Annotated in this window: 18 protein-coding genes and 1 pseudogene; 5 read left to right on the top strand and 14 right to left on the bottom strand. The window is 61.7% G+C overall.

All coding sequences use genetic code 11. The features are described 5' to 3' along the window. Positions 1-75: 75 nt before the first annotated feature. The gene (locus tag NBH21_RS00095; RefSeq protein ID WP_250911941.1) at positions 76-1284 is read right to left on the bottom strand and encodes an MFS transporter; all 1209 of its coding nucleotides are present in this window, start codon (positions 1282-1284) and stop codon (positions 76-78) included. Positions 1285-1465: 181 nt separating this feature from the next. On the opposite strand from NBH21_RS00095, the gene NBH21_RS00090 reads away from it, so the two are divergent. Beyond that, complete coding sequence (locus tag NBH21_RS00090) at positions 1466-2464, top strand: AraC family transcriptional regulator (protein WP_250911940.1); 999 nt, start codon at positions 1466-1468, stop codon at positions 2462-2464. 209 nt (positions 2465-2673) lie between these two features. After that, positions 2674-4461, top strand: coding sequence for a methyl-accepting chemotaxis protein (locus NBH21_RS00085; protein ID WP_250912773.1), 1788 nt, complete (start codon positions 2674-2676; stop codon positions 4459-4461). Positions 4462-4577: 116 nt separating this feature from the next. On the opposite strand, the gene NBH21_RS00080 is transcribed toward NBH21_RS00085, so the two are convergent. The 3 genes from NBH21_RS00080 to NBH21_RS00070 all read right to left on the bottom strand — a co-directional run bounded on the left by NBH21_RS00080 (position 4578) and on the right by NBH21_RS00070 (position 6358). Continuing rightward, on the bottom strand, positions 4578-5126 hold the full coding sequence (locus tag NBH21_RS00080) for a GNAT family N-acetyltransferase (RefSeq protein WP_250911939.1): 549 nt from the start codon (positions 5124-5126) through the stop codon (positions 4578-4580). 141 nt (positions 5127-5267) lie between these two features. After that, entirely contained in the window at positions 5268-5891 is a 624-nt protein-coding gene (locus tag NBH21_RS00075; protein ID WP_250911938.1) for a TetR/AcrR family transcriptional regulator, read from the bottom strand. Positions 5892-5893: 2 nt separating this feature from the next. Continuing rightward, positions 5894-6358, bottom strand: coding sequence for a nuclear transport factor 2 family protein (locus NBH21_RS00070; RefSeq protein WP_250911937.1), 465 nt, complete (start codon positions 6356-6358; stop codon positions 5894-5896). 321 nt (positions 6359-6679) lie between these two features. Between NBH21_RS00070 and NBH21_RS26220 the strand changes: the two are divergent. Beyond that, positions 6680-7094 (top strand): annotated as a pseudogene (locus tag NBH21_RS26220) (IS5 family transposase); the annotation flags it as partial. 474 nt (positions 7095-7568) lie between these two features. After that, on the top strand, positions 7569-8018 hold the full coding sequence (locus NBH21_RS00060) for a hypothetical protein (RefSeq protein WP_250912828.1): 450 nt from the start codon (positions 7569-7571) through the stop codon (positions 8016-8018). Positions 8019-8040: 22 nt separating this feature from the next. On the opposite strand, the gene NBH21_RS00055 is transcribed toward NBH21_RS00060, so the two are convergent. From NBH21_RS00055 to NBH21_RS00020, 8 genes are all read right to left on the bottom strand, one after another. Further along, entirely contained in the window at positions 8041-9372 is a 1332-nt protein-coding gene (locus NBH21_RS00055; protein ID WP_425340361.1) for a DUF2778 domain-containing protein, read from the bottom strand. Between the two features lie 256 nt (positions 9373-9628). Then, the gene (locus tag NBH21_RS00050) at positions 9629-10330 is read right to left on the bottom strand and encodes an SDR family oxidoreductase (RefSeq protein ID WP_250911936.1); all 702 of its coding nucleotides are present in this window, start codon (positions 10328-10330) and stop codon (positions 9629-9631) included. Positions 10331-10477: 147 nt separating this feature from the next. Beyond that, positions 10478-10870 carry a hypothetical protein gene (locus NBH21_RS00045; RefSeq protein WP_250911935.1) on the bottom strand — a complete coding sequence of 131 codons (393 nt, stop codon included), beginning with the start codon at positions 10868-10870 and terminating at the stop codon, positions 10478-10480. A gap of 143 nt (positions 10871-11013) precedes the next feature. Continuing rightward, positions 11014-12102 (bottom strand): ABC transporter ATP-binding protein, encoded by a 1089-nt coding sequence (locus tag NBH21_RS00040; RefSeq protein ID WP_250911934.1) that lies wholly within the window; start codon positions 12100-12102, stop codon positions 11014-11016. A 15-nt stretch (positions 12103-12117) separates the two neighbouring features. Beyond that, positions 12118-13773, bottom strand: coding sequence for a beta-galactosidase BglA (gene bglA, locus NBH21_RS00035; RefSeq protein WP_250911933.1), 1656 nt, complete (start codon positions 13771-13773; stop codon positions 12118-12120). A gap of 51 nt (positions 13774-13824) precedes the next feature. Beyond that, on the bottom strand, positions 13825-14973 hold the full coding sequence (locus NBH21_RS00030) for a carbohydrate ABC transporter permease (RefSeq protein ID WP_250911932.1): 1149 nt from the start codon (positions 14971-14973) through the stop codon (positions 13825-13827). A 1-nt stretch (position 14974) separates the two neighbouring features. Continuing rightward, positions 14975-15985 (bottom strand): carbohydrate ABC transporter permease, encoded by a 1011-nt coding sequence (locus tag NBH21_RS00025; protein ID WP_250911931.1) that lies wholly within the window; start codon positions 15983-15985, stop codon positions 14975-14977. 79 nt (positions 15986-16064) lie between these two features. Beyond that, positions 16065-17423, bottom strand: a complete 1359-nt coding sequence (locus tag NBH21_RS00020) for an ABC transporter substrate-binding protein (RefSeq protein WP_250911930.1) — start codon at positions 17421-17423, stop codon at positions 16065-16067. 294 nt (positions 17424-17717) lie between these two features. Between NBH21_RS00020 and NBH21_RS00015 the strand changes: the two genes are divergently transcribed. After that, positions 17718-18743 (top strand): LacI family DNA-binding transcriptional regulator, encoded by a 1026-nt coding sequence (locus NBH21_RS00015; RefSeq protein ID WP_250911929.1) that lies wholly within the window; start codon positions 17718-17720, stop codon positions 18741-18743. Positions 18744-18799: 56 nt separating this feature from the next. Here NBH21_RS00015 and folD read toward each other — a convergent pair whose 3' ends face one another. Continuing rightward, positions 18800-19699, bottom strand: coding sequence for a bifunctional methylenetetrahydrofolate dehydrogenase/methenyltetrahydrofolate cyclohydrolase FolD (folD, locus tag NBH21_RS00010; protein WP_250911928.1), 900 nt, complete (start codon positions 19697-19699; stop codon positions 18800-18802). 222 nt (positions 19700-19921) lie between these two features. Then, positions 19922-20746: a WecB/TagA/CpsF family glycosyltransferase gene (locus NBH21_RS00005; RefSeq protein WP_250911927.1), complete on the bottom strand. Its 825-nt coding sequence runs from the start codon at positions 20744-20746 to the stop codon at positions 19922-19924. Between the last annotated feature and the right edge of the window lie 430 nt (positions 20747-21176).

The following is a 21176-nucleotide window of genomic DNA, read 5'->3' as shown; positions in this document are numbered from 1 at the left end:
CACCGTCTATCACGTTCCGGTGAGCCCTCTCCGAGCCGCGAGTTGGTCGCCGCCACTGAAGGCGGCGACGCTTTTTCAGGCCGCAGCCGGCACCGGGCGCAGCTTTACGCCGAGCAGAATGCCGATCGCCGCAATCACCAGCACCAGACTGCTTGCGGTGAAGACGCCGGCCGCGCCGTTTGCGTCGAAGACGATGCCGCCCACCGCGGCACCCATGGCGATCGCAAACTGGATCGCCGCGACCAGCAACCCGCCGGCGCTTTCCGCCTCATCCGGAACATTGCGCGCGAGCCAGGTGGACCAGGCGACCGGCACGGCGCCGAAGACCAGACCCCAGAGAGAGACGATGGCCGCATTGACGGCAAACGGCGCATCGCTCGCGACCAGCACGAAGCCCATGCCTGCCAGCAACAGCGGCATCAGCGTCAGGGTGAGGCGCAGGCTGCAAGCGATCAGCGGACCGGCCAGCAGCGTGCCGAGGAAATTGGCGAGCCCGAAGCCGAGCAGCACGGAGGAAACCACCTCGATGCCGGCCGTGGCATCCGCTTCGAGGAACGGCCGCAGGTAGGTGAAGAAGGCGAAGTGTCCGGCAAAGACCAGAGTCGCGGCAGCGATCCCCAACGCGATGCCCGGTCGGGCGAGAACCTCGCCGAGCGTGCGTAGGCTTGCGGTGCCGGTCGGCTTGAGCTTCGGCAGCGAGATGAACTGCATGACGAGAGCGGCGAGCCCCAGCCCAGCGGTCATGACGAATACCGCGCGCCAGCCGACGAGCGCGCCCAGATAGCTGCCGAGAGGGGCGGCAACGATGGTTGCCGCGGAGACGCCGCTGAAGATCATCGACAGCGCCCGCGGCACCAGCACCGGCGGCACCAGCCGCATTGTCACCGCCGTCGCCATCGCCCAGAAGCCGCCAAGGGCTGCGCCAAGCAGCACACGCCCGATCAGGAGCAGCGTCATGCCCGGGGCAAAGGCCACCAGAAGATTGGAGAGGATCAGCAGGAGGGAGAAGAACATCATCAGATGCCGCCGGTCGATGCTGCGGGCGAAAGGCGTGATGAGGAGGCTTGCGACCATGCCGACCACCGCCGTCGCGGTCACCGCCTGACCGGCCGCCCCTTCGGTGATGTTCAGTTCGGCCGCGATCGGCGTCAGCAGACTGGCCGGCAGGAATTCCGCCGTCACCAGCGAGAAGACGCCGAGCGCCATGGAAACGACCGCGCCCCAGGCCGGCTTTTCCGCGCCGGTTCCGGCAGCGGCGCCGGATGGATCGAATGTGGGATTCATAGGCTTGTCCTCGAAATGCGCAGTTGCGGCGAAAACTCCCGAAGGTTCCGCCTGCCGCGAACTGCGGAAGTAAAAAGGAGAGCATCCGGGCCGTCGGGAGCTGGCCGGAAATGCTCCGGGTGAATGGTACGCTCCAAGGTTAGGCTGGACTCGCCGGACGATCCATGTCACAAAATCCGTAATGCTTGATCGAAAGTCCGAAAATCCGGCGATGTCGGCCGGCGCCTACCCTGATCCGGATCTCGTGAGCGAATTGCTCATGGGCATGCGGCTGGTCGGCCTCGACTATCAGCGGATCGAAGCCACCCCGCCGTTCGGGCTCTCGTTCGGCGAGGTGGAGGGACGCGCCCAGTTTCATTTCATCGCCCGCGGTCCGGTTCACCTGCGCACACCGGGCGGCCTGTTTCACACGATGGACGCCGGTTCCGCCGTGCTTCTGCCGCGTGGCGGCAGCCATGCCCTCGTCTCCTCTTCCGAGATCAAGTGCCAGGATGTGCGGGTGCTCGCGACAAAGCCGATCTGCGCCTCGGTCAGCGCGATCAATGCCTGTGACGGCGAGGCCTGCGCCGAAGACGGGCGCGCCCTTATCTTCAGCGGCTGCATGGAATTCGATCTCGGCGGCCTTCATCCGCTTGTTTCGATGATGCCGGAGGTCATGCTGGTCGGCACGCTCTCCGACCGCTATCCGGAAATCCTGCCGATGCTGGAGGCGATGGAGCGCGAGGCGAAGACCGCCCGTGCGGGCTTTGCCGGCATTCTCGCGCGTCTTGCCGATGTGGTCGCGGCCTTCATCGTCCGCGCCTGGGTCGAATGCGGCTGCGGCGATGCCACCGGCTGGATCGCGGCCCTGCGCGACCCGCGGCTCGGGCGGGTGCTCGTCGCGCTTCACAATGCACCGGGCCACGACTGGACCGTCGCCGAACTCGCCGACAGGATGGGAGCCTCGCGGTCCGTCTTCGCGGAACGCTTTCTCGATGTCACCGGTATGACGCCCGTCCGCTACCTGACGGAACTGCGCATGCGGCTTGCATCCCAGTGGATCGCCAAGGACCATATGCCGATCGAAACGGCAGCGCTGCGACTGGGTTATGGCTCGCAGGCTGCCTTCAGCCGGGCCTTCAAACGCGTCATGGGCCATCCGCCAGGCACGGTCTCGTCGGCGGCAAGAACCGGTGGCTGATCAGGTCCTGCCTGCGCCAGACCGCGACATATCTGCCGTTTGTCATTAAGATAATAAACACCATCATTATATAAGATGCCCCTCATGTGATGCGGGCGGGGGCTATCATTTCCATGGGGTCTCCCGACCGTGCGTCACTGGCTGGGCGCAAGGCGGCTGTGGCGCGGCAACCGGTCATCGACAACGTCGCGGCGTGGGGACTGCAAGACATGTTCGGAATGACCAATAGCGGGCTGCGCGCCCGTATCGATGCGCTCGAAACGATATCGGCCAACATCATGCTTGCCGATGCCAAGCTCAATATCGTCTATATGAACGGCGCCGTGCGCGACCTTCTCCGGGATGCGGAGAGCGACCTCAAGAAGGAGCTTCCGCGCTTCGAATTCGCAAAGCTGATCGGCAGCAATATCGATATCTTCCACAAGAACCCCTCGCACCAGCGCAATATGCTCGCCACTCTGCAGAAGCAGCACAAGGCGACCATCTGGGTGGGCAACCACGCCTTCGATCTGATCGTGACGCCCCTGAAGCGCGGCAACAAGCTCGACGGTTTTGCCGTTGAATGGGCCAATGCCAAGGAACGCCTGCAAAACCTCGACTACCAGAACCAGATCGAGGCCATCAGCCGCGTCCAGGCGATCATCGAATTCTCCCCCGATGGCACGGTGATCCGGGCGAACGACAACTTCCTCAAGGCGCTCGACTATTCGATGGACGAGATCCGGGGCAAGCACCACAGCATGTTCGTCGAACCTGCCTATGCCCGCAGCCCGGAATATCAGGAATTCTGGCAGGCGTTGCGCAACGGCCAGTTCCAGGCCGACGAATTCCTGCGCATCGGCAAGAACGGTAAGAAAGTCGTGATCAATGCCTCATACAACCCGATCCGCGATACGAAGGGCAATGTCACCAAGGTCGTGAAGTTCGCGATGGATGTCACCGAGCGTGTTCATGCCGTCACCACCATCGGCGACGGCCTCAACAAGCTCGCCTCCGGCAATCTCGCCTTCCGGCTCGATCAGCCCTTCGGCGCCGATTTCGAAAGCCTGCGCAGCAATTTCAATGAAGCGGTATCCGGACTTGCCGAAGCCCTTGGATCGGTCGCGACATCCGCCGGCCAGATCGACGCCGGCTCGCGGGAGATCAGCCAGAGTGCCCAGGACCTTTCGAAACGCACCGAACAGCAGGCGGCATCGCTGGAGGAGACTGCAGCCGCGCTGGACGAAATCACGGTCAATGTCCGAAACGCTTCGGCACGGGCGGACGAGGCCCGTCAGGCTGCGGAAACTGCCAATGCAAGCGCCGTTCATTCAGGCTCGGTTGTCGCTGATGCGGTCAGCGCCATGGCGCGCATCGAACAGTCGTCGAACCAGATTTCCAGCATCATCGGCGTAATCGACGAAATCGCCTTCCAGACCAACCTTCTGGCGCTGAATGCCGGTGTCGAGGCGGCCCGCGCCGGCGAAGCCGGCAAGGGTTTCGCCGTCGTCGCACAGGAAGTGCGCGAGCTTGCCCAGCGCTCGGCACAGGCAGCCAAGGAGATCAAGGAACTGATCCGCAACTCTTCCGAGGAGGTGAAGGGCGGCGTGAGGCTTGTCAGCGAGACCGGGGAAGCGCTGCGGACCATTCAGGACAACATCCTTTCGGTCAACCAGCACATGGAAGCGATCGCTACCGCCTCCCGCGAACAGGCGACCGGTCTGTCCGAAGTCAATACGGCCGTCAACCAGATGGACCAGATGACCCAGCAGAACGCCGCCATGGTCGAGGAAAGCACGGCCTCCGGCGTCGCTCTCAGCCAGGAAACCGAACGACTGCGGCAGCTCGTCTCCCGCTTCGACCTCGGCGCCTCCTCCGCTCCTGCCGGGGCCGTTCCCACGTATCGTGCGGCATCGTCCACACATGGCGCGGCCCCAGCCCGCCGCGCCGCACCGCGTCCGGTTCCTGCCGTCGCCGGCAATACCGCCCTGAAGGCCGACGACTGGCAGGAGTTCTGAACGACCCTTCGCTGCCTTTTCTCGCTCCCTCATCCCCTGCCGGTGTCCCCGGTTGCGGGGATGAGGAATGGTCGGCAACGGAAAGATCAGAGCTGTATGCCTATCATCCAGGGTTCTCAGCGAACTTTGGAATATAGGAAAGCGTCCCTTGGCTCCTTCGACAAATTTGGAAGGAGGAGGTACCGCCGAAGCACTGCCTCCTGGACCATTCCAGCCTTTTCCATCACACGGGCCGAGGCCATGTTCATGACGTCACAAGCCGCCTCGGTCCGATAGATCGCAGGATTGGACAGGGCATGCGCGATAGCCCATTGCACCACCTCGCTTGCGACGCCCTGCCCCCAGCGGTCCTTGCGTATGAGCCAACCGTAGGAGACTCTTGATCCGACCGGCCGCGCATCAAATCTTCCGACAAGGTCGCTCGGCGCATCTTGCCGACAGATTACCGCCGGAAAAGTGGAACCAACTTCCCACTCCCGACTGGAGCGTTCTGCAGCTTCCCGCGTTTGGGAAAGGTCTGTATGCGGACACCAGGAGAGATACTTCGTCACTTCGGGGTCAGTCGCCCAACCCACAAATATAGCGTCGGCATCCGACGGCAGGATCCGCTTCACGAGAAAGCGATCGGTGAAGAATTCCTCTGGAAGGCGATACTCCGCATCCATTCTGTGACCCCAGGTATTTTTGATCCGTCTCCCTGCGGACGCTTTGCTGAGACGCCTGCCGCTGGCCTTTGACCGCTCGTGGAGTGGCGAGAATGCCCGAGATCCTGCAGCTCCGGCGCTGTGTCGATATCTCCGCTGATCTCAGACAAGCCGACCTTCATTTTGCAGTGAACCGTCGATTGCGCCTTTGTTGTTAGAGGTATCGTTTTCGATCAACAATCGGCCCCGAAGTCGGTCGATAGCCCGTTGAAAAACGGCCGGATCATCCATTGCCCGAGAAAGAACAATTGCTCCTTGAATAGCAAGAACGGCCTCTTCCGCGAGGATGCGCGATTGATCGGCTTCACGGCCCTGCCGAATAAGCGCTGACTGCAAGGCGTCCACCCAGGCTACGAAATAACCTCGGATGGCTTGCGCGAAGAGGTCACGCGTATTGGCGACTGCCAAGGCGCCGACGAGGCACACGCGCCTGCCGGACCTGAAATATTGGTCCGTCGAGGCGAGCATTGCACCGATGGCGCCATTAACATCGCTCTCGTTACGCAACGGGGAATATACGGCATCCTCGAACCATTGGCCGATATCGTCGAGAACAGCCCGCACCATCTCTTCCTTTCCGTTCGGGAAGAAGTGGTAGAGGCTGCCCTTGCCGAGGCCGGTAGCCTTGCCGATCAAGGCAAGGCTTGCGCCTTCATAGCCATGTTCGCGGAAAACTTCGGCCAATGGGGCTATGGCGTCGGCTCTTTCAGCGACCATGCGGGCCATGATTAGAGGCCCAGATCGCTGAGGCCGGCGTGATCATCCGGCCGACGGCCAAGAGGCCAGTGGAACAGGCGATCGCTTTCAGCAATCGGCATTTCATTGATGCTCGCGTGTCTGTGCGCCATCAGACCGTCCTCTGCGAATTCCCAGTTCTCGTTACCATAAGCGCGGTACCAGCGGCCACCATCGTCGCGATATTCATACGCGTAGCGTACCGCGATGCGGTTACCGGTGAAAGCCCAAAGCTCCTTTATGAGGCGGTATTCGTGCTCCTTGTTCCACTTACGTGTCAGAAATGCCTGAGCTTCTTCGCGATTGCTCGCGAACTCGACGCGGTTCCGCCAGCGAGTGTCGAGCGTATAGGCCAGAGCGACTTTGGCCGCGTCTCGAGAGTTCCAGCCGTCTTCGGCCAGCCGAACCTTTTCGATGGCGGTTTCGCGAGTGAAAGGGGGAAGCGGGGGACGTGACATCTTCAGTTCCTTGTCCAGTTGAGATGATTGTACCGATTGGTAATTACTTTACCGATCGGTACAATCGCGCATGACTATATCGTTGTCAAGTGGCATTTCCGTCTGGCTGTTTGAGATCGCTTTGGAGCGGCGCGTGATAGCCTCGTTGGCGGCGACTGCCGATCGGGCCGGAGCGTTCTCACTCCGGTGCGATCACGAGGAAGGCCGTAGGCGTCAGTGTATTGTCTTGAAGACGGAGTTAATCTGGCCCGGGTCCTGTTACCCAAGCGAATTCCCAAATCAGCGGAAGCGTGATTCAAAACTGCCTTTCAGGAGGCGGTTTTGGCTCGTGGCGACCTGACGGATATGGAGTGGCGGAGTGTCGAGGGGCTATTGCCCAGCGAACATGCGAAGAAGTCCCGGCTCGCGCACGATAGTCGGCGATATCTGAACGGCATGCTGCATGTTCTTAGGGTCTGCTGCCCCTGGCACGACATGCATGAGCGCTACGGCAAGTCGAATTCCGTCTATATCCGCTTCCGCCGTTGGGCCGAACAGGGCGTGTGCGACGCACTCCTTGAAACCCGGTAGAACTGAGGCTGACGGATGACTGGCAGCACATGATCGACAGCACCACGGTTCGCGGCCACTCGCAGGCTGCGGGCGCTAAAGGAGGACTTGTCAGAAGGCTTCTGGTCGATCACGTGGCGGTTTTACGACAGAAATCCACGCCCGCGGAGGCGGTCAAGAATGCCCCTCTTACCTCCCCGTTTTCCCTCAAAATCCCCGCCCCTTGCGTCCGTGTCTACAATCCATCCGTCCCGTCGCGGTTACACCGGTTTGCGTTGCCGGCGAGGCGGGACCGGTGACCCGGTGGCCTGTTCGAAACGCGGAACAGGCTCCGGGGGCTGGATGAGAATGGTCTCCCTCTCGCCTGAAACAGGGCGGGGCGTGCCTGCAGGGCACACATGACTGGACCGGCGACTGGCCGCCAACACGGCCTTTCGTGGCGTCACGGACGAGAATGTTCGCGAGCGCAACCCTGGAAAGGTGCCGTCATCCGCGCAGAGAGACCGAGTTCGTCCGGAAAAACACACCGAACGGGGCGCCGGAAGGTGTCACATATTTTTACTTTACGAGGCAGCTTCCGGCGCCCCGACCGATCCTCCGCAGGGAGGGACATCGAAATCCAGCACGACACGGGGCCTCCGGCTCGCGTGAAGGAGAACTCATGCGCAACGACAGGGATCAAAACGACAAGAGCCAGAACGACAGAAGCGATGACGATGCGGGCGCCGTCCGGCAAACCCATGAACTCTGGCGGGCGGACGTGCATGAGCGGGAGGTTCGTCTGGCCGCGACGCTTGCCGCCGCTCCCTATCGGTGCCGCATTCGCAAGTGTCGTCGGGATGAGGGCTGCAGCGGGCCTATGGTGCCGAGCGCATATCAGGCCGTCGCCGTCGAGGCGCAGCGCATGCTCGGTTTTTCCGGAGACGCCGTCTCCCGCCTGCCCCTGTGCCTGGCCGAGATCGACGAGGCGAGCTTTCGGCGCTGCATGACGCAGCTACCGTACCTCCGGGAACGACTGGGGCTGGTCAAGCTGCCCCGTTACGACAGGCGCCTGCGCGGACGCCCCTGGTCCCCATGCGATAAAGCCTCCGATGGTCCCGACAGATCGTGACGATATGGCGGGCCTCTCCGTCTCACATCATCGCAACGTATTTCGGCAGTTCCGTCATGCGCGGCACCACGATGAGTGTCTTGACCTCGCCCCGCTTGAAGGCGTTCAGGAAGCGGTTGTAGTCATCGAACACCACGCAGCCGGAGGAGTCGCCACGCGTGCGCAGCAGATAGGTGTGGGTCAGGAAGCCATCGCGGCCATACATCTTCGCGTCGCCGACCGGAGTCATGCGGATTGCTTCGATGCCGTGGAAGCGCGCTTCGCGCATGCGCAGGCTATAGACGTTCGGCGGCGTCGGGCCGCGGTTCTTCATGTGCACGAAGCGCGGATCATCGCGCATCTGGGCGCGGCCGGAATGGGCCTCGAGCTTCTCGCCGTTCGGCATGTGAACAATGCCCGCGGAAATGTCATAGACGGCAATGCCACGACCCGGCAGCTTCGGCTTGCGCGAGAAGAGCGACGGACGATCCTCCTCGTCATCCATGACGAGCGGGTTGCCGGGCTTTGCGTAAGCGAGTTCGACGGTCGCGGGTTTCCCCCTGCGGCTCGCCGGTTTGGCGGGAGACAGCGCGGGCTTGCCCGGCTTTGCGCTCGGCACCGGGCCGCCATCGGGCAGCTCCTCGTGGTCGTTGACTGCGGGTTCGGACAGGAGTTCGACGAAAGGCTGCTCGCGAGGGTCCATCCCCATCGGAACAACCTCCTTCGCCGGCATCGCTCCGGCATAGGCGAGTGCGGGGCCAGCCGTAGCGGCGGCGGAAACGGGTGTGATCGAGGCAGTCGCGATCGGATCGGTGTCCTTTGCCGCATTGCGCTTCTCGGCTTCGGCAGCGGCGGCGAGCTGAAGTGCCGTGCGCTCGGCGACAGCGGCCGCCAGATCCCGCCTCAAGCCATCGAGCGCCTGAGGGTTGCTGGCATAGTTGAAACCGATGAGATCGAGCCGGTCCGATTTCTCGACCGATGCAAGTTCCATGGTATCAGGCAGCATCAGCAGGCCGATATCGTCGGTATCCTCGATTGCCGCGGCGAGCCTCGCTCGCGCCTCTTCCATGGCGGCAAAATTGAGGACGTTCGCCTCGATGATCGCCTGCCTGCCCGACTTGCGATCCGTCCGCGCCACCGGAACGGGTGCGAGCCGGGCGCTCTCGAGACGAATGGTGGATGTCGACGATGGGCAGGAGGTGAACATGTGCACGGTTGCAATCGCTGCGGTGGCCCAGAGGCCAAGAGCAGCACCGACGCCGATGATCGTCGGCCTGGTCCAGGCCTTTCGACCCGGCGACGTGCGGTTCGATGCACGGGGAGCGCTGCTGCGCGGCGCAATGCCACGCGTGTCTGACTTGCTCAGGGACGCCATACTCTTACTCGCTACCAAAAGCCTCTCATCGCCGGCGGTCGTCATGACACGCGCGGCGTTACACGTCCCGGATGGGGAACTGCCGTCGTTTTCCTGCGGCCGTCCCGATCCCTGCCGGACATGCTAAACAATGAAGAAACTTGGTAACCAACAGGTTTACGGCGCGCGAAATCTTGATGCATGCCACAAAAGGCAACAAGAAGGCGACGGCCGGTTACCGTCGCCTTGCGTCGTTGAGGCGCGAAATGCGGTGCGGTCAGACGGCGCGCGTCAGGCCGCCATCGACGCGGATGTTCTGGCCGGTGATATAACCTGCTCCTTCCGAGGCAAGGAAGGCGACGGTTGCCGCGATTTCCTCCGACTTGCCGTAGCGCTGCATCGGCACGCTTTCGCGACGCTCCTCGGTACCCGGCAGGCTGTCGATCCAGCCCGGCAGAACGTTGTTCATGCGGACGTTATCGGCCGCATAGGTATCGGCGAAGATCTTGGTGAAGGCGGCAAGCCCGGCCCGCGCCACGGCGGAGGTCGGGAACATCGCGCTCGGCTCGAAGGCCCAGGCGGTCGAGATATTGATGATGACGCCCGATTTCTGCTTCTGCATGACCGGCGTCACCAGCCGGGTCGGGCGGATGACGTTGAGCAGGTAGGTGTCGATGCCCTTGTGCCAGCCCTCGTCGGTGATTTCGAGGATCTGGGCGCGCGGGCCATGGCCGGCGCTGTTGACGAGCACGTCGATACGGCCAAAGCGGGAGAGCGTTTCGTCGACGAGGCGCTTCAGGTCGTCATTGGACTGATTGGAGCCGGTGATGCCGAGACCGCCGAGCTCCTTGGCCAGCGCCTCGCCCTTTCCGGAGGACGACAGGATCGCGATCTTGAAGCCGTCGGCGGCGAGCCTTTTCGCGGCGGCGGCACCCATGCCGCTTCCGCCGGCGGTAATGATTGCGACTTTATCCGACATGGCGATCTCCTTGCATCTGTCCGTGCGGGAGGATTCCGGTGTTCGTTCGGAAAGTCGAGTCAGAAAAGGCGAAGAGCGATCAAGAAAAGCGAAAGGCCGGCAGGGCTTTCACCCCGCCGGCCTTTCGCGAATAATGTCAGCAATGACTTACCAGGAACGGACGTCCATCACCTTGTCCTTGTGCGCCGGATGGGTGGAGAAGATAAAGATACGATCGAGTTCCTTCTGGTTCAGGAGACGCAGGAAACGGATCTCGGCCGTATTGTTGGCGAAGACCTTCATCAGCAGGCAACCGATCTTGGAGATGCGGGCATCGGGAATATCGAGATAGAACTGCTGCGGAAGATTGTACTGGGTCAGAAGGCTGATGACTGCCCCGGAGACGGAGATGCGAATGATGTCGCAGCGGCGCGCTGCCAGGTGCATCACACCCTTCTCCGTGTATTCGATCCGCGCGGCATTCATGGTGTCTTCCATCGGGAACCGCGCTTCGCGGTCATACATGAAAGACTCTTCACGCTTGAGATAGTTGGCACGCATTTCCGTCCCGCCTGGCTTTTCAGTTCTTGTTGGGAACAATCTAGCAGCCGGAATTTAACAGATGGTATTGAGAAACGTTTGGAGTTGATCGCAAAAGGGGTTCCGTCGCCAACAAGGCAAACGGAACCTTACCTTTTTTCGGATCATTTTCGATAAGTATGACCATCCGCGTTAAACAGATGTAACTTGGTTCGGTCGCCTGCGAAACGCAGGCGATCGCCCTTAGCAATCGCGACCGTGCCTTGCAGCTTGACCGTGATCGGCTCGTCCTCGACCGGACCGTCGACATAGATCAGCGTGACTTCGCCAAGCTGTTCGACGATGGAAACCGTACCCTCGAAGAGATAGTCGTCGCCGGTAACGATCGAAATGTCTTCCGGGCGCACACCGAAGCTTACCTTCTTGCCGGCATCGGCCTCGGGCGTCGCGATATCGACGGTGAGCGAGGTGCCGTCGAGCAGCTTGATCGTCGTCTGGCTGCCGCCAGTTACTATCGTCGCCGGCATGATGTTCATCGCCGGAGAGCCGATGAAGCGTGCGACGAAGAGATTGGCCGGACGATCATAGAGTTCGAGCGGCGCGCCGACCTGTTCGATACGGCCAGCCGAAAGCACGACGATGCGGTCGGCAAGCGTCATCGCCTCCACCTGGTCGTGGGTGACGTAGATCATCGTGGTGTCGGGCATCGACTCGTTGAGCTTGGCGATCTCGAGGCGGGTCGCGACACGAAGGGCGGCGTCGAGGTTCGACAGCGGCTCATCGAAGAGGAAGACCTTCGGATTGCGGCAGATCGCACGGCCGATGGCCACACGCTGGCGCTGGCCGCCGGAAAGCGCCTTTGGCAGGCGGTCGAGATAGGGCGTCAGTTGCAGGATCTCGGCCGCGTTCTTCACGCGGCGCTCGATTTCCTCACGGCTCTCGCCGGCAATCCGCATGCCGAAGGCCATGTTGTCGTAGACCGTCATATGCGGATAGAGCGCATAGGACTGGAAGACCATGGCGATGCCGCGCCGGGAGGGCGGCACGTCGTTGACGACCTGTCCGTCGATGACCATCTCTCCGCTGGTGATATCTTCCAGCCCGGCGATCATGCGCAGCAATGTGGACTTGCCGCAACCCGAGGGACCGACGAAGACGACGAACTCGCCTTCGGCAATCTCCAGATCGATGCCGTGCAGGACTTTCACCTGCCCGTAAGTCTTGCGGATGTCCTTCAGAACGAGGCCCGTCATTGTCTTCCTCCCCAATCAGGCCAGACGCGCGAAATATGCGCCCCAGGCCGGAAGCTCCACCTTGTTGTCTGCGATCGTACTCGTAAAGCCATGCCCCTCCAGAGCCTGCCAGCTACCGGCCGGCAGTACGGCCGTGGCTGGCTGCGCGCCCATGTTGAAGACGCAGAGCACCGTCTCGTTGCCGAGCGAGCGGCTATAGAGGAGAACATTGCCGTCCACCGGATAGAAGGCGATGTCACCCTTGGCGAAGGCCGGATGCTGCCGGCGGAAAGCGAGGAAGCGGCGATACTGCTCGAGGACGGAATCCTCCCTGCCCTGCTGGGTATCGACGGCCTTGATAACGTGCTCGACAGGAATCGGAAGCCAGGTCTTTGCGGCAGTCGAAAAGCCCGCCTTGGCGGCATGGCTATCCCAGACCATCGGCGTGCGGCAACCGTCGCGGCCCTTAAACTCAGGCCAGAACTGGATGCCATAGGGATCCTGCAGATCCTCGAAGGCGATATCGGCTTCGGTAAGCCCCAGTTCCTCGCCCTCGTAGATGCAGGCCGAGCCGCGCTGCGTCAGCAGGATCGCGGCCAGCTGTTTGGCGAAAGCATCCTGATCGGCGACATCGGCGCCCCAGCGGGTGACGTGACGCACGACATCGTGGTTGGAAAAGGCCCAGCAGGCCCAGCCTTCCGGCGCGGCCTTGGCGAAGTCCTGCTGCACCTCGGCGACGCGCGCCGGCGTCAGCGCATCCGGCGCCAGGAATTCGAAGGCGTAGCACATCTGCATCTTGTCGTTGCCGGAGGTGTATTCGCCGACGATCTCAAGACCACGCTGGCTGTCGCCGACTTCGCCGACGGCGGCAATCGCCGGGAACTCTTCGAGCACGGCGCGGAAGCGCTTCAGGAACTCAAGATTCTCAGGACGGTTCTTGTCGTAGAGATGTTCCTGGAAGTTGTAGGGATTGACCGCCGGCGCCGTCGAGGCGTTGCGGCGTTCCGGAGCGAGCGCCGGGTTGTCGCGCAAGAGTTTGTCGTGGAAGTAAAAGTTGATGGTGTCGAGACGGAAACCGTCGACGCCACGCTTCAGCCAGAAACGCACCGCATCCAGAACCGCGTCCTGAACCTCGGGATTATGCAGGTTGAGATCCGGTTGCGAGGTCAGGAAGTTGTGCATGTAATACTGCATGCGGGTCGGGTCCCACTGCCATGCGGAACCGCCGAAGATCGACAGCCAGTTGTTCGGGGGCGTGCCATCCGGCTTCGCATCGGCCCAGACATACCAGTCCGACCGAGGATTGTTCCTGCTCGACCGGCTCTCGACGAACCAGGGGTGCTGGTCGGAGGTGTGGGAAATCACGAGGTCGATCATCACCCGGATGCCCAGACGATGGGCTTCCGCAATCAGGCCGTCGAAATCGGCAAGCGTGCCGAACATCGGGTCGACGTCGACATAGTTGGAAACGTCGTAGCCGAAATCCTTCATCGGCGAAGTGAAGAAGGGCGAGATCCAGATCGCATCGGCACCCAGTTCGGCGATGTGCGGCAGGCGGGCGGTGATGCCCTTGAGGTCGCCGATGCCGTCACCGTTGGAATCCTGATAGGAACGCGGATAGATCTGGTAAATCACGGCGCCGCGCCACCAATCCTTGTCGGGCGAAAGGGGCGATTGCACTACAGCGGTCATGCTCTTTCCTTATGCAAAAAACGAAGTGGTCGGGTTCTCAGAACTGCCGCGTCAACCACCCTTGACCGAACCGGCCAGCAGGCCGCGGACGAGGTAACGCTGGAGCGCGAAGAAGACGAGCAACGGCACGATGATGGTAATGAAGGCCGAGGCGGTGAGGATTTCCCACTTGCCGCCGCGCGAGCCGAGAAGGTTGACGAGACGGCCGGTCAGGACCAGCTCATCATTGCCGGTTCCCAGGAAAACCATGGCGACCAGCAGGTCGTTCCAGGTCCAGAGGAACTGAAAGATGGCGAAGGACGCGAGCGCCGGATAGGACAGCGGCAGCACGATCTTCGTAAAGATGGTGAAGTCCGACGCGCCGTCGACGCGGGCGGATTCCATGATTTCCCGCGGCAGGCCGGCGATGTAGTTGCGCAGGAGATAGATCGCGAGCGGCAAGCCGAAGCCCATATGGGCGAGCCAGATGCCGAGATAGGTCTTGGACGGCACCCCGAAGAACGCGCCGATGCCGTTATACATCTTCAGGAGCGGGATGAGCGACATCTGCAGCGGGACCACCAGCAGGCCGACGATGACGGCAAGTATGAGCGACCGGCCGGGGAACGGCATCCATGCCAGCGCATAGGCCGCGAAGGCTGCAACGAGGATCGGGATGATGGTCGCGGGGATGGCAACCGTCAGCGAGTTGATGAAGGACTGACCGATGCCTTCCGCCATCAACACGTTGCGATAATTTTCCAGCGTGAAGCGCGGCGGAATGGCGGCCGTGTAGAAGATGCGCTGGCCACGCGTCCCCTCGAAGGCCTTAGGCGAGGTCAGGCGGAAATCGCCGTTCGCCTCGACCGTCAGCTTGACGTCGTCCTTCAGGTCCGCGGTAGCGCCGGCCTCGAAGGCTGCCGGGTCCTGGCTCGAATTGCCGAAGGCGCCGACGGTGCCCTGGCCACCCTCGAAGACATTGCCGGAAATGACGAAAGTACCGTTTTCCTCGACCTGCTTGTCCGCGGCGGGAGCACGATAGATCGCATTCTGGGTGGAGGTCGAAAGCGCCGTCCACCAGCCGGAGGCGACGATCTGGTCCTTGTCGCGGATGGCCGAGATGAACAGGCCGGCCGTCGGCAGGGTCCAGAGCACCACAAGGAAAAGAACGGAAAGATGGACGAACCACGTCAGTGGCGAGCGAACACTGCCTTTATGCATCTCAGCGTCCTTCCATTTCCCGACGGGCGTTGCGGATGTTCCAGATCATGATCGGCACGACCATGATCATGATGACGACGGCGATCGAGGCACCGCGACCGAAATCGCCACCGCCTCGGAACATCCAGTCGAACATCAGGTTCGCCAGCACCTGGGTCTGCCACTGACCATTGGTCATTGCCAGCACGATATCGAAGACCTTGAGGACGAGAATGGTGATCGTCGTCCAGACGACGGCGATGGTGCCCCAGATCTGCGGCACCTTGATCTTGAGGAAGATCTGCCAGGGGTTGGCGCCATCGATCACGGCCGCCTCGATGGTCTCCTCCGGAATGCCGCGAAGGGCCGCCGACAGGAGAACCATGGCAAAGCCGGTCTGGATCCAGATGAGGATGACCATGAGGAAGAAATTGTTCCAGAAGGGCAGCGTGATCCAGATTTGCGGCTCGCCGCCGAACGCCACGACGATGGCGTTCAGGATGCCGATCTGCTGCGAACCGGCGTCGCGATAATCATAAACGAACTTCCAGATGACGGATGCGCCGACGAAGGAAATCGCCATCGGCATGAAGATCAGGGACTTGGCGATATTGCCCCACCAGATGCGGTCGGTGAGCGCCGCGATGATCAGGCCGAACAGCGTGGAAGCCGCCGGCACGACGATCAGCCATAGCATGTTGTTGAAAATCGACTGGCGGAATTCGGTGTCGTAAAGCATCCAGCGATAGTTGGCGAGACCGACGAAACTGGTGCCTGCCCGATCGAAAAGGGAATAGGCCACCGACGAAAACACCGGATAGACCAGATAGATCGACAGCGACACGATGGCCGGACCGAGGAAAAGCCAGGGGCGAACGAGGCTCGCACGGCGGATGTTGCGCGAAGACTGCGCCGTATCGGCAAGCCGCGACGGAAAGATCAGATCGAGCAGAAGGTTCGAGCCGTAGAAATAGCCGATCGCTCCGGCAATCCCGATCACGATCGTCAGCAGCGCATAGAGTAACTGTTGCAAAGACTTCCCCTCCCGACGACAGCAAGACTGACGATGCCACCCGTTGCAGCGGGCGGCATCGGCTCAGCTTGTTTGACGGTTACTTCAGGCCGTCCCAGGCCTTCTGAATGCCGGCGGCGACATCGGCAGCAGACTTGCCGCCGGTGTAGTCGACCATACCCGTCCAGAACGCGCCGGCACCGATCTTGCCGGGCATCAGGTCGGAACCATCGAAGCGGAAGGTGGTGGCGCCGAGCAGGATGTCACCCTGCTTGCGCATCGGCGCATTGGCGTAGGCGTCCATGTTCACCGCCTTGTAAGGCGTCAGGAAGCTGGACTGCGCCATCCAGAGCTCGTGCGCGATCGGCGTCTTCAGGAAATCGATGAAGGCGCGGGCGGCGGGTGTGTCCTTGGTGATCATGGCAAGCGTGCCGGCACCAAGAACCGGATTGCCGAGTTCCTTCTTGCTCTCGTAGGGAGGCATGTAGAAGAAATCCGCATCCTGGCCGACAACCGTGCCTTCCGGGAAGAAGGACGGAATGAAGGACGCCTGGTGATGCAGGTAGCACTTCGGCGGCGAGGCGAAGAGGCCCTTCGGGCTGTCGCGGAAGTCGGTGGAAGCAACGCCAGCCGCGCCACCGTCGACGAACTTGTCGTTCTTGGCGAACCAGCCGAACTCCTCGATCGCGCCGACAACGGCCGGATCGTCGAACTTGATCTCGTTCGATACCCACTTGTCGTAGACATCGGCGGACTGCGTGCGCAGCATCATGTCCTCGACCCAGTCGGTCGCCGGCCAGCCGGTCGCACCGCCGGAGCCGAGACCGATGCACCAGGGCGTGCCGCCGTCAGCGACGATCTTCTCGGTCAGGGCCTTGAGTTCCTCCATGGTCTTGGGAACTTCATAGCCGGCGTCCTCGAAGTTTTCCGGCACATACCAGATCAGCGACTTCACATCGATCTTGTAGGGGAAGGCATAGATGGCGGCCTTGCCGTCCTTGCCCTTGTAGGTGGAGAGGTCCACCCACGATTGACCGGCGGCATAGTTCTGCAGCAGCCAATCCTTGTTCTCCTCGCCGAGCGGCACAAGGTAACCCTTGGTGGCGAGATCGGCGATAAGGCCCGGCTGCGGCAGGATGGCGACATCCGGCGGGCTACCGGCCTGGGTGTCGATGACGATCTGCTGCTCGTAGTTTTCGGAGGAGGAATACTTCACGTCGATGCCGGTGGCATCCTCGAAATAGGCCAGAACGCTTTCGAAAAGGGCTTGGTCCTCGCCGCGCCAGGGGCCGAAAATCGTCACCGACTGGCCGGCCATGGCATGGGACTTCTTGAATTCCTCAAGGCTCGCCCAGTTGAATTTCGAATCCTCTCCCGGCTTGAATTTCAGTTCCGCAGCGCCTGCGGCTCCAGCCAGGAGCGCGACTGCCGCGACAGTCATCAAAAATGTTTTCTTCATGTGAATTACCTCCCTCCACACAACCGGCGAACAACGTCGCCTTATTCGCCGCAGCTTTTTTTTCAAAGCGCTTTGGCGTTGAAGTCATCCCACTGACGGCGAAGGGGAGTCAAGCACATTTCTATTTCTGCCGCAAATCGCCGCAACGTCTACGAGCAAAATGTTCGCATGCGTCCCAGTTCGGTATTTTCCTGTTTCGGCGCATTGCCGGTGCTGCTAGAAAATGGTGGCGCTTTGGTTTGCAGGTGGAGGAAACGCCCGGCAGGACAAGGCCGCAGGGAGGGACTGCATACCGTGAATCTGAAACAACTGTCCGAGCTTCTCGGCCTGTCGCAAACGACAATCAGCCGTGCGATAAACGGCTATCCGGAAGTCAATGAAGAAACGCGGCAACGCGTATTGAAGGCCGCGCAGGAAACCGGCTACAGGCCGAATCGCGCCGCGCAGCGCCTCGCCACCGGCAAGGCCGGCTCGATCGGACTGGTTCTGCCGACGGCTCCCGGACATTATTCCGACGTCCATTTCGGGGAGTTCCAGAGCGGCCTCGCGGAAGAGGCGCTTCGCCACGATTTCCATTTCGTCATCATGCCATCGCATCCGCGCGACGAGGAACAGGCGATCCGCTGGCTGGTGGCAAGCGGCAGCGTCGACGGCTATTACCTCGCCTACATGCGCGAAAACGACCCCCGCATCGCCATGGCGAAGTCGCTCGCGGTGCCGTTCATCGTGCATGGCCGGTCCCACGGCCTACCGCTCGACTATCCCTATCTCGATGTCGACAACGAGGGGGCGTTCCGCGATGCGGCGGAGCTTCTGCTGCGGCTCGGACATCGCCGCTTTGCCCTGCTCAACGGCCCGGAAGATTTTGATTTCGCCCTGAGGCGCAAGCTCGGGGCGATGGCGGCACTCCGGGAAAAGGGGCTCGAACTCGCCCCGTCGCATATGCGTCACACCGTGATGACGGACGAATTCGGCTATCGCGGCATGGCCGAATTGCTGGAACTGCCGGAGCGGCCGACAGCGGTTCTCTGCGCCAGTACGGTTCTGGCGCTGGGCGCGGTCAGGGCAATCAACAAGGCGGGCCTGAAACTCGGCGAGGACATCTCGCTGATCGCCCATGACGATGTGCTGCCGCTCTTGAAACCGGAAAACTTCACCGTGCCGCTGACGACCACGCGCTCTTCTCTGAGGGCCGCCGGCATCAGGATCGCCCAGCGATTGATCGCGGCGATCAACCGGACACAGCCGCAACCGCCGGAACACGAACTCTGGAAAACCGATCTGGTGGTCCGCGCCTCGACAGGTCCGGCGCCGCAATGAGGCACCGGATCCGAGGGCCTGCGGACGCGACGCAGGCCCGTAAAGGTCTGACCGTGTCAGAACTTCGGAGCCTGACGGCCCGCCGCGCGATAGGCGGCAATCACTGTATTGGCCATCAGCATGGCGATGGTCATCGGGCCGACACCGCCCGGAACCGGGGAAATCGCGGCGGCAACCGGTGCGCACTCCGCAAAGTCGACGTCGCCGACCAGCTTGTTCTTGCCCTCGCCCTTTTCCGGCGCGGGAACCCGGTTGATGCCGACATCGATCACAGTTGCACCGGGCTTCACCCAGTCGGCCTTCACCATTTCGGCGCGGCCGACGGCAGCGACGAGGATATCGGCGCTCCGCGCAATGCCGGCGAGATCGCGGCTGCGGGAGTGGGCGATGGTGACGGTGGCGTTGGCGTTCAGCAGCAATTGCGCCATCGGCTTGCCGAACAGGTTGGAACGACCGATCACCAGCGCATTGAGGCCGGAGAGATCGTTGCCGTGGATCTGCCGCACAAGGATCATCGCGCCGGCCGGCGTGCAGGAGACGAGACCGGTTTCCATATCGCCGGTGGCGAGCTTGCCGGCATTGACCACATGCAGGCCGTCGACGTCCTTTTCCGGCAGGATCGACTGGATCACCGCATCGGAATTCAGGTGTTTCGGCAGGGGCAGCTGTACGAGAATACCGTCGATTTCCGGATCGGCATTGAGCTCGGCGACCAGCGCCATCAGCGTTTCCTGGCTGGTTTCTTCGGCAAGCGTGTGCTGCACGGACTTGAAGCCGCACTGCTTTGCCATCTTGCCCTTGGAGTTCACATAGGCATGGCTTGCCGGATCATCCCCGACAATCACCACGGCCAGACCCGGCTTGCGACCCGCCTCGGCCTCGAGTTTCTCGGCAGCGGCCTTCACCGCTGCGACAACCGATGCGGCTGCCTGCTTGCCATCAATCACCGTCGTCACGATAGCATCCTCTTGCTTGCGTTCCGGCCAATCTAGGCAAAGCATATCGCCCGGATTTGCCTGTCCCCGCCCTATGCTGTCAAAATAAGGCAATTTGCAAGGGGCTAGAAAGCGCCAGCGACACTAAAGCGTTCGCGGTCCAGCAGTCGCTCCGTACGCTTTGAGCCCTTTTTATCGCATGTCATTGCCGCAAAAGCGCTGCACACTTTTGCGCGACATGCTTCAGGCCTTGCCACCACGCGCCGGATGCTGAGGACGCGTAGACTTGCCGCCAGCGGCATTGCGCTCGGAAAGCTTGTAACGAAGCACATTATAGAGGAAGACAGGAATCCCGAGGATGTAACGGCGCCACAGGCGTTCCGGCTCGAGCCAGAGGCGGTAGGCCCATTCCACCCGCAAGCTTCGCAGCACGGAAGGTGCACGCGGAACGCGTCCCGAAGCGAAGTCGAAGAGAGCACCGACGCTCATCACGACCCGGGCATGCCTGGTCTGGATATTGCGATCCACCCATTTTTCCTGAAGCGGCGTGCCCATGCCGACGAGCAGAATGTCCAGCTTCTCCGCATCCAGCGCCGCCAGAACCTCCGAACTGTCCTCCTTGTCGAAGAAGCCGTCGGAGATCGGGACAAACCTGTGCCAGGGCGCGTGACGCTGGAACCCCGCCGTCGCCGCTTCGAGCACCTCCGGCGATCCGCCGATCAGGCCGATGCGCCGGGGAGTGACCATATATGTGAGCAGCGCCGGCACGAAGTCCGTGCCATTCAGGTTGGCCACGAACTTTTCACCGTTCAGCATGTGAGAAGCGATGTCGAGGCCGACGCCATCCGGCAGTACGACCGAACGCCCCAGGACATCGCGGAAGCTCCGGTCGGAAAGCATGATATTGGCATTGTTGGCATTCAGGAACGTAATATGGGTTTGCCCCATCGGCAGGCTTGCCAGTTCATTGACGAAGGACAAAGCGCCGTCCCAGGTCAGGTCGTAGACCGGGCAGCCAAAGATCGGCAGGCGCGGCGCCAGAAGGGAAAATGTCGGCGACGGGTTCATGCCATCCTCCTTGCGGCGGTGACGCAGGAAAGTGCTCCCGCCGAGCCGGCAGGCAGGAACGGAACGAAGCCCGGTAAAGATCGGATGAGCACTAGGGACCGCATGACGCCACGCAATACGAGAAACGATGAGGCAGTCTTAGCAGGCCGGACTGAAGGTCAGTTTAAACTTACCGTTAAGATTCGGGAGACCGGATTAACCATTCATTGAGGACGCTCTGCGCAGCACCGTCGGTAGTCCCATCCGACGGAAGTCCGTCCTTCCGTCAACCCGCCCTCGCCTATGGGCAGTCCGAACACCATACGCGTGATCGCCAATCTTGTAGCGACGGGCTACGGGAAGTGGACGTCGGCTGCGGCTTCGTTCTGCCGGAATGCGCAACCTTAAGGGGAATAGGCCGTCATCATCCTCGCGATCCGATGAATCCGGC

Origin of the sequence: Ciceribacter sichuanensis, assembly GCF_024055605.1 — a bacterium.
Taxonomy (GTDB): Bacteria; Pseudomonadota; Alphaproteobacteria; order Rhizobiales; family Rhizobiaceae; genus Allorhizobium; species Allorhizobium sichuanense.
This window is presented reverse-complemented; position numbering and strand designations above follow the sequence as displayed.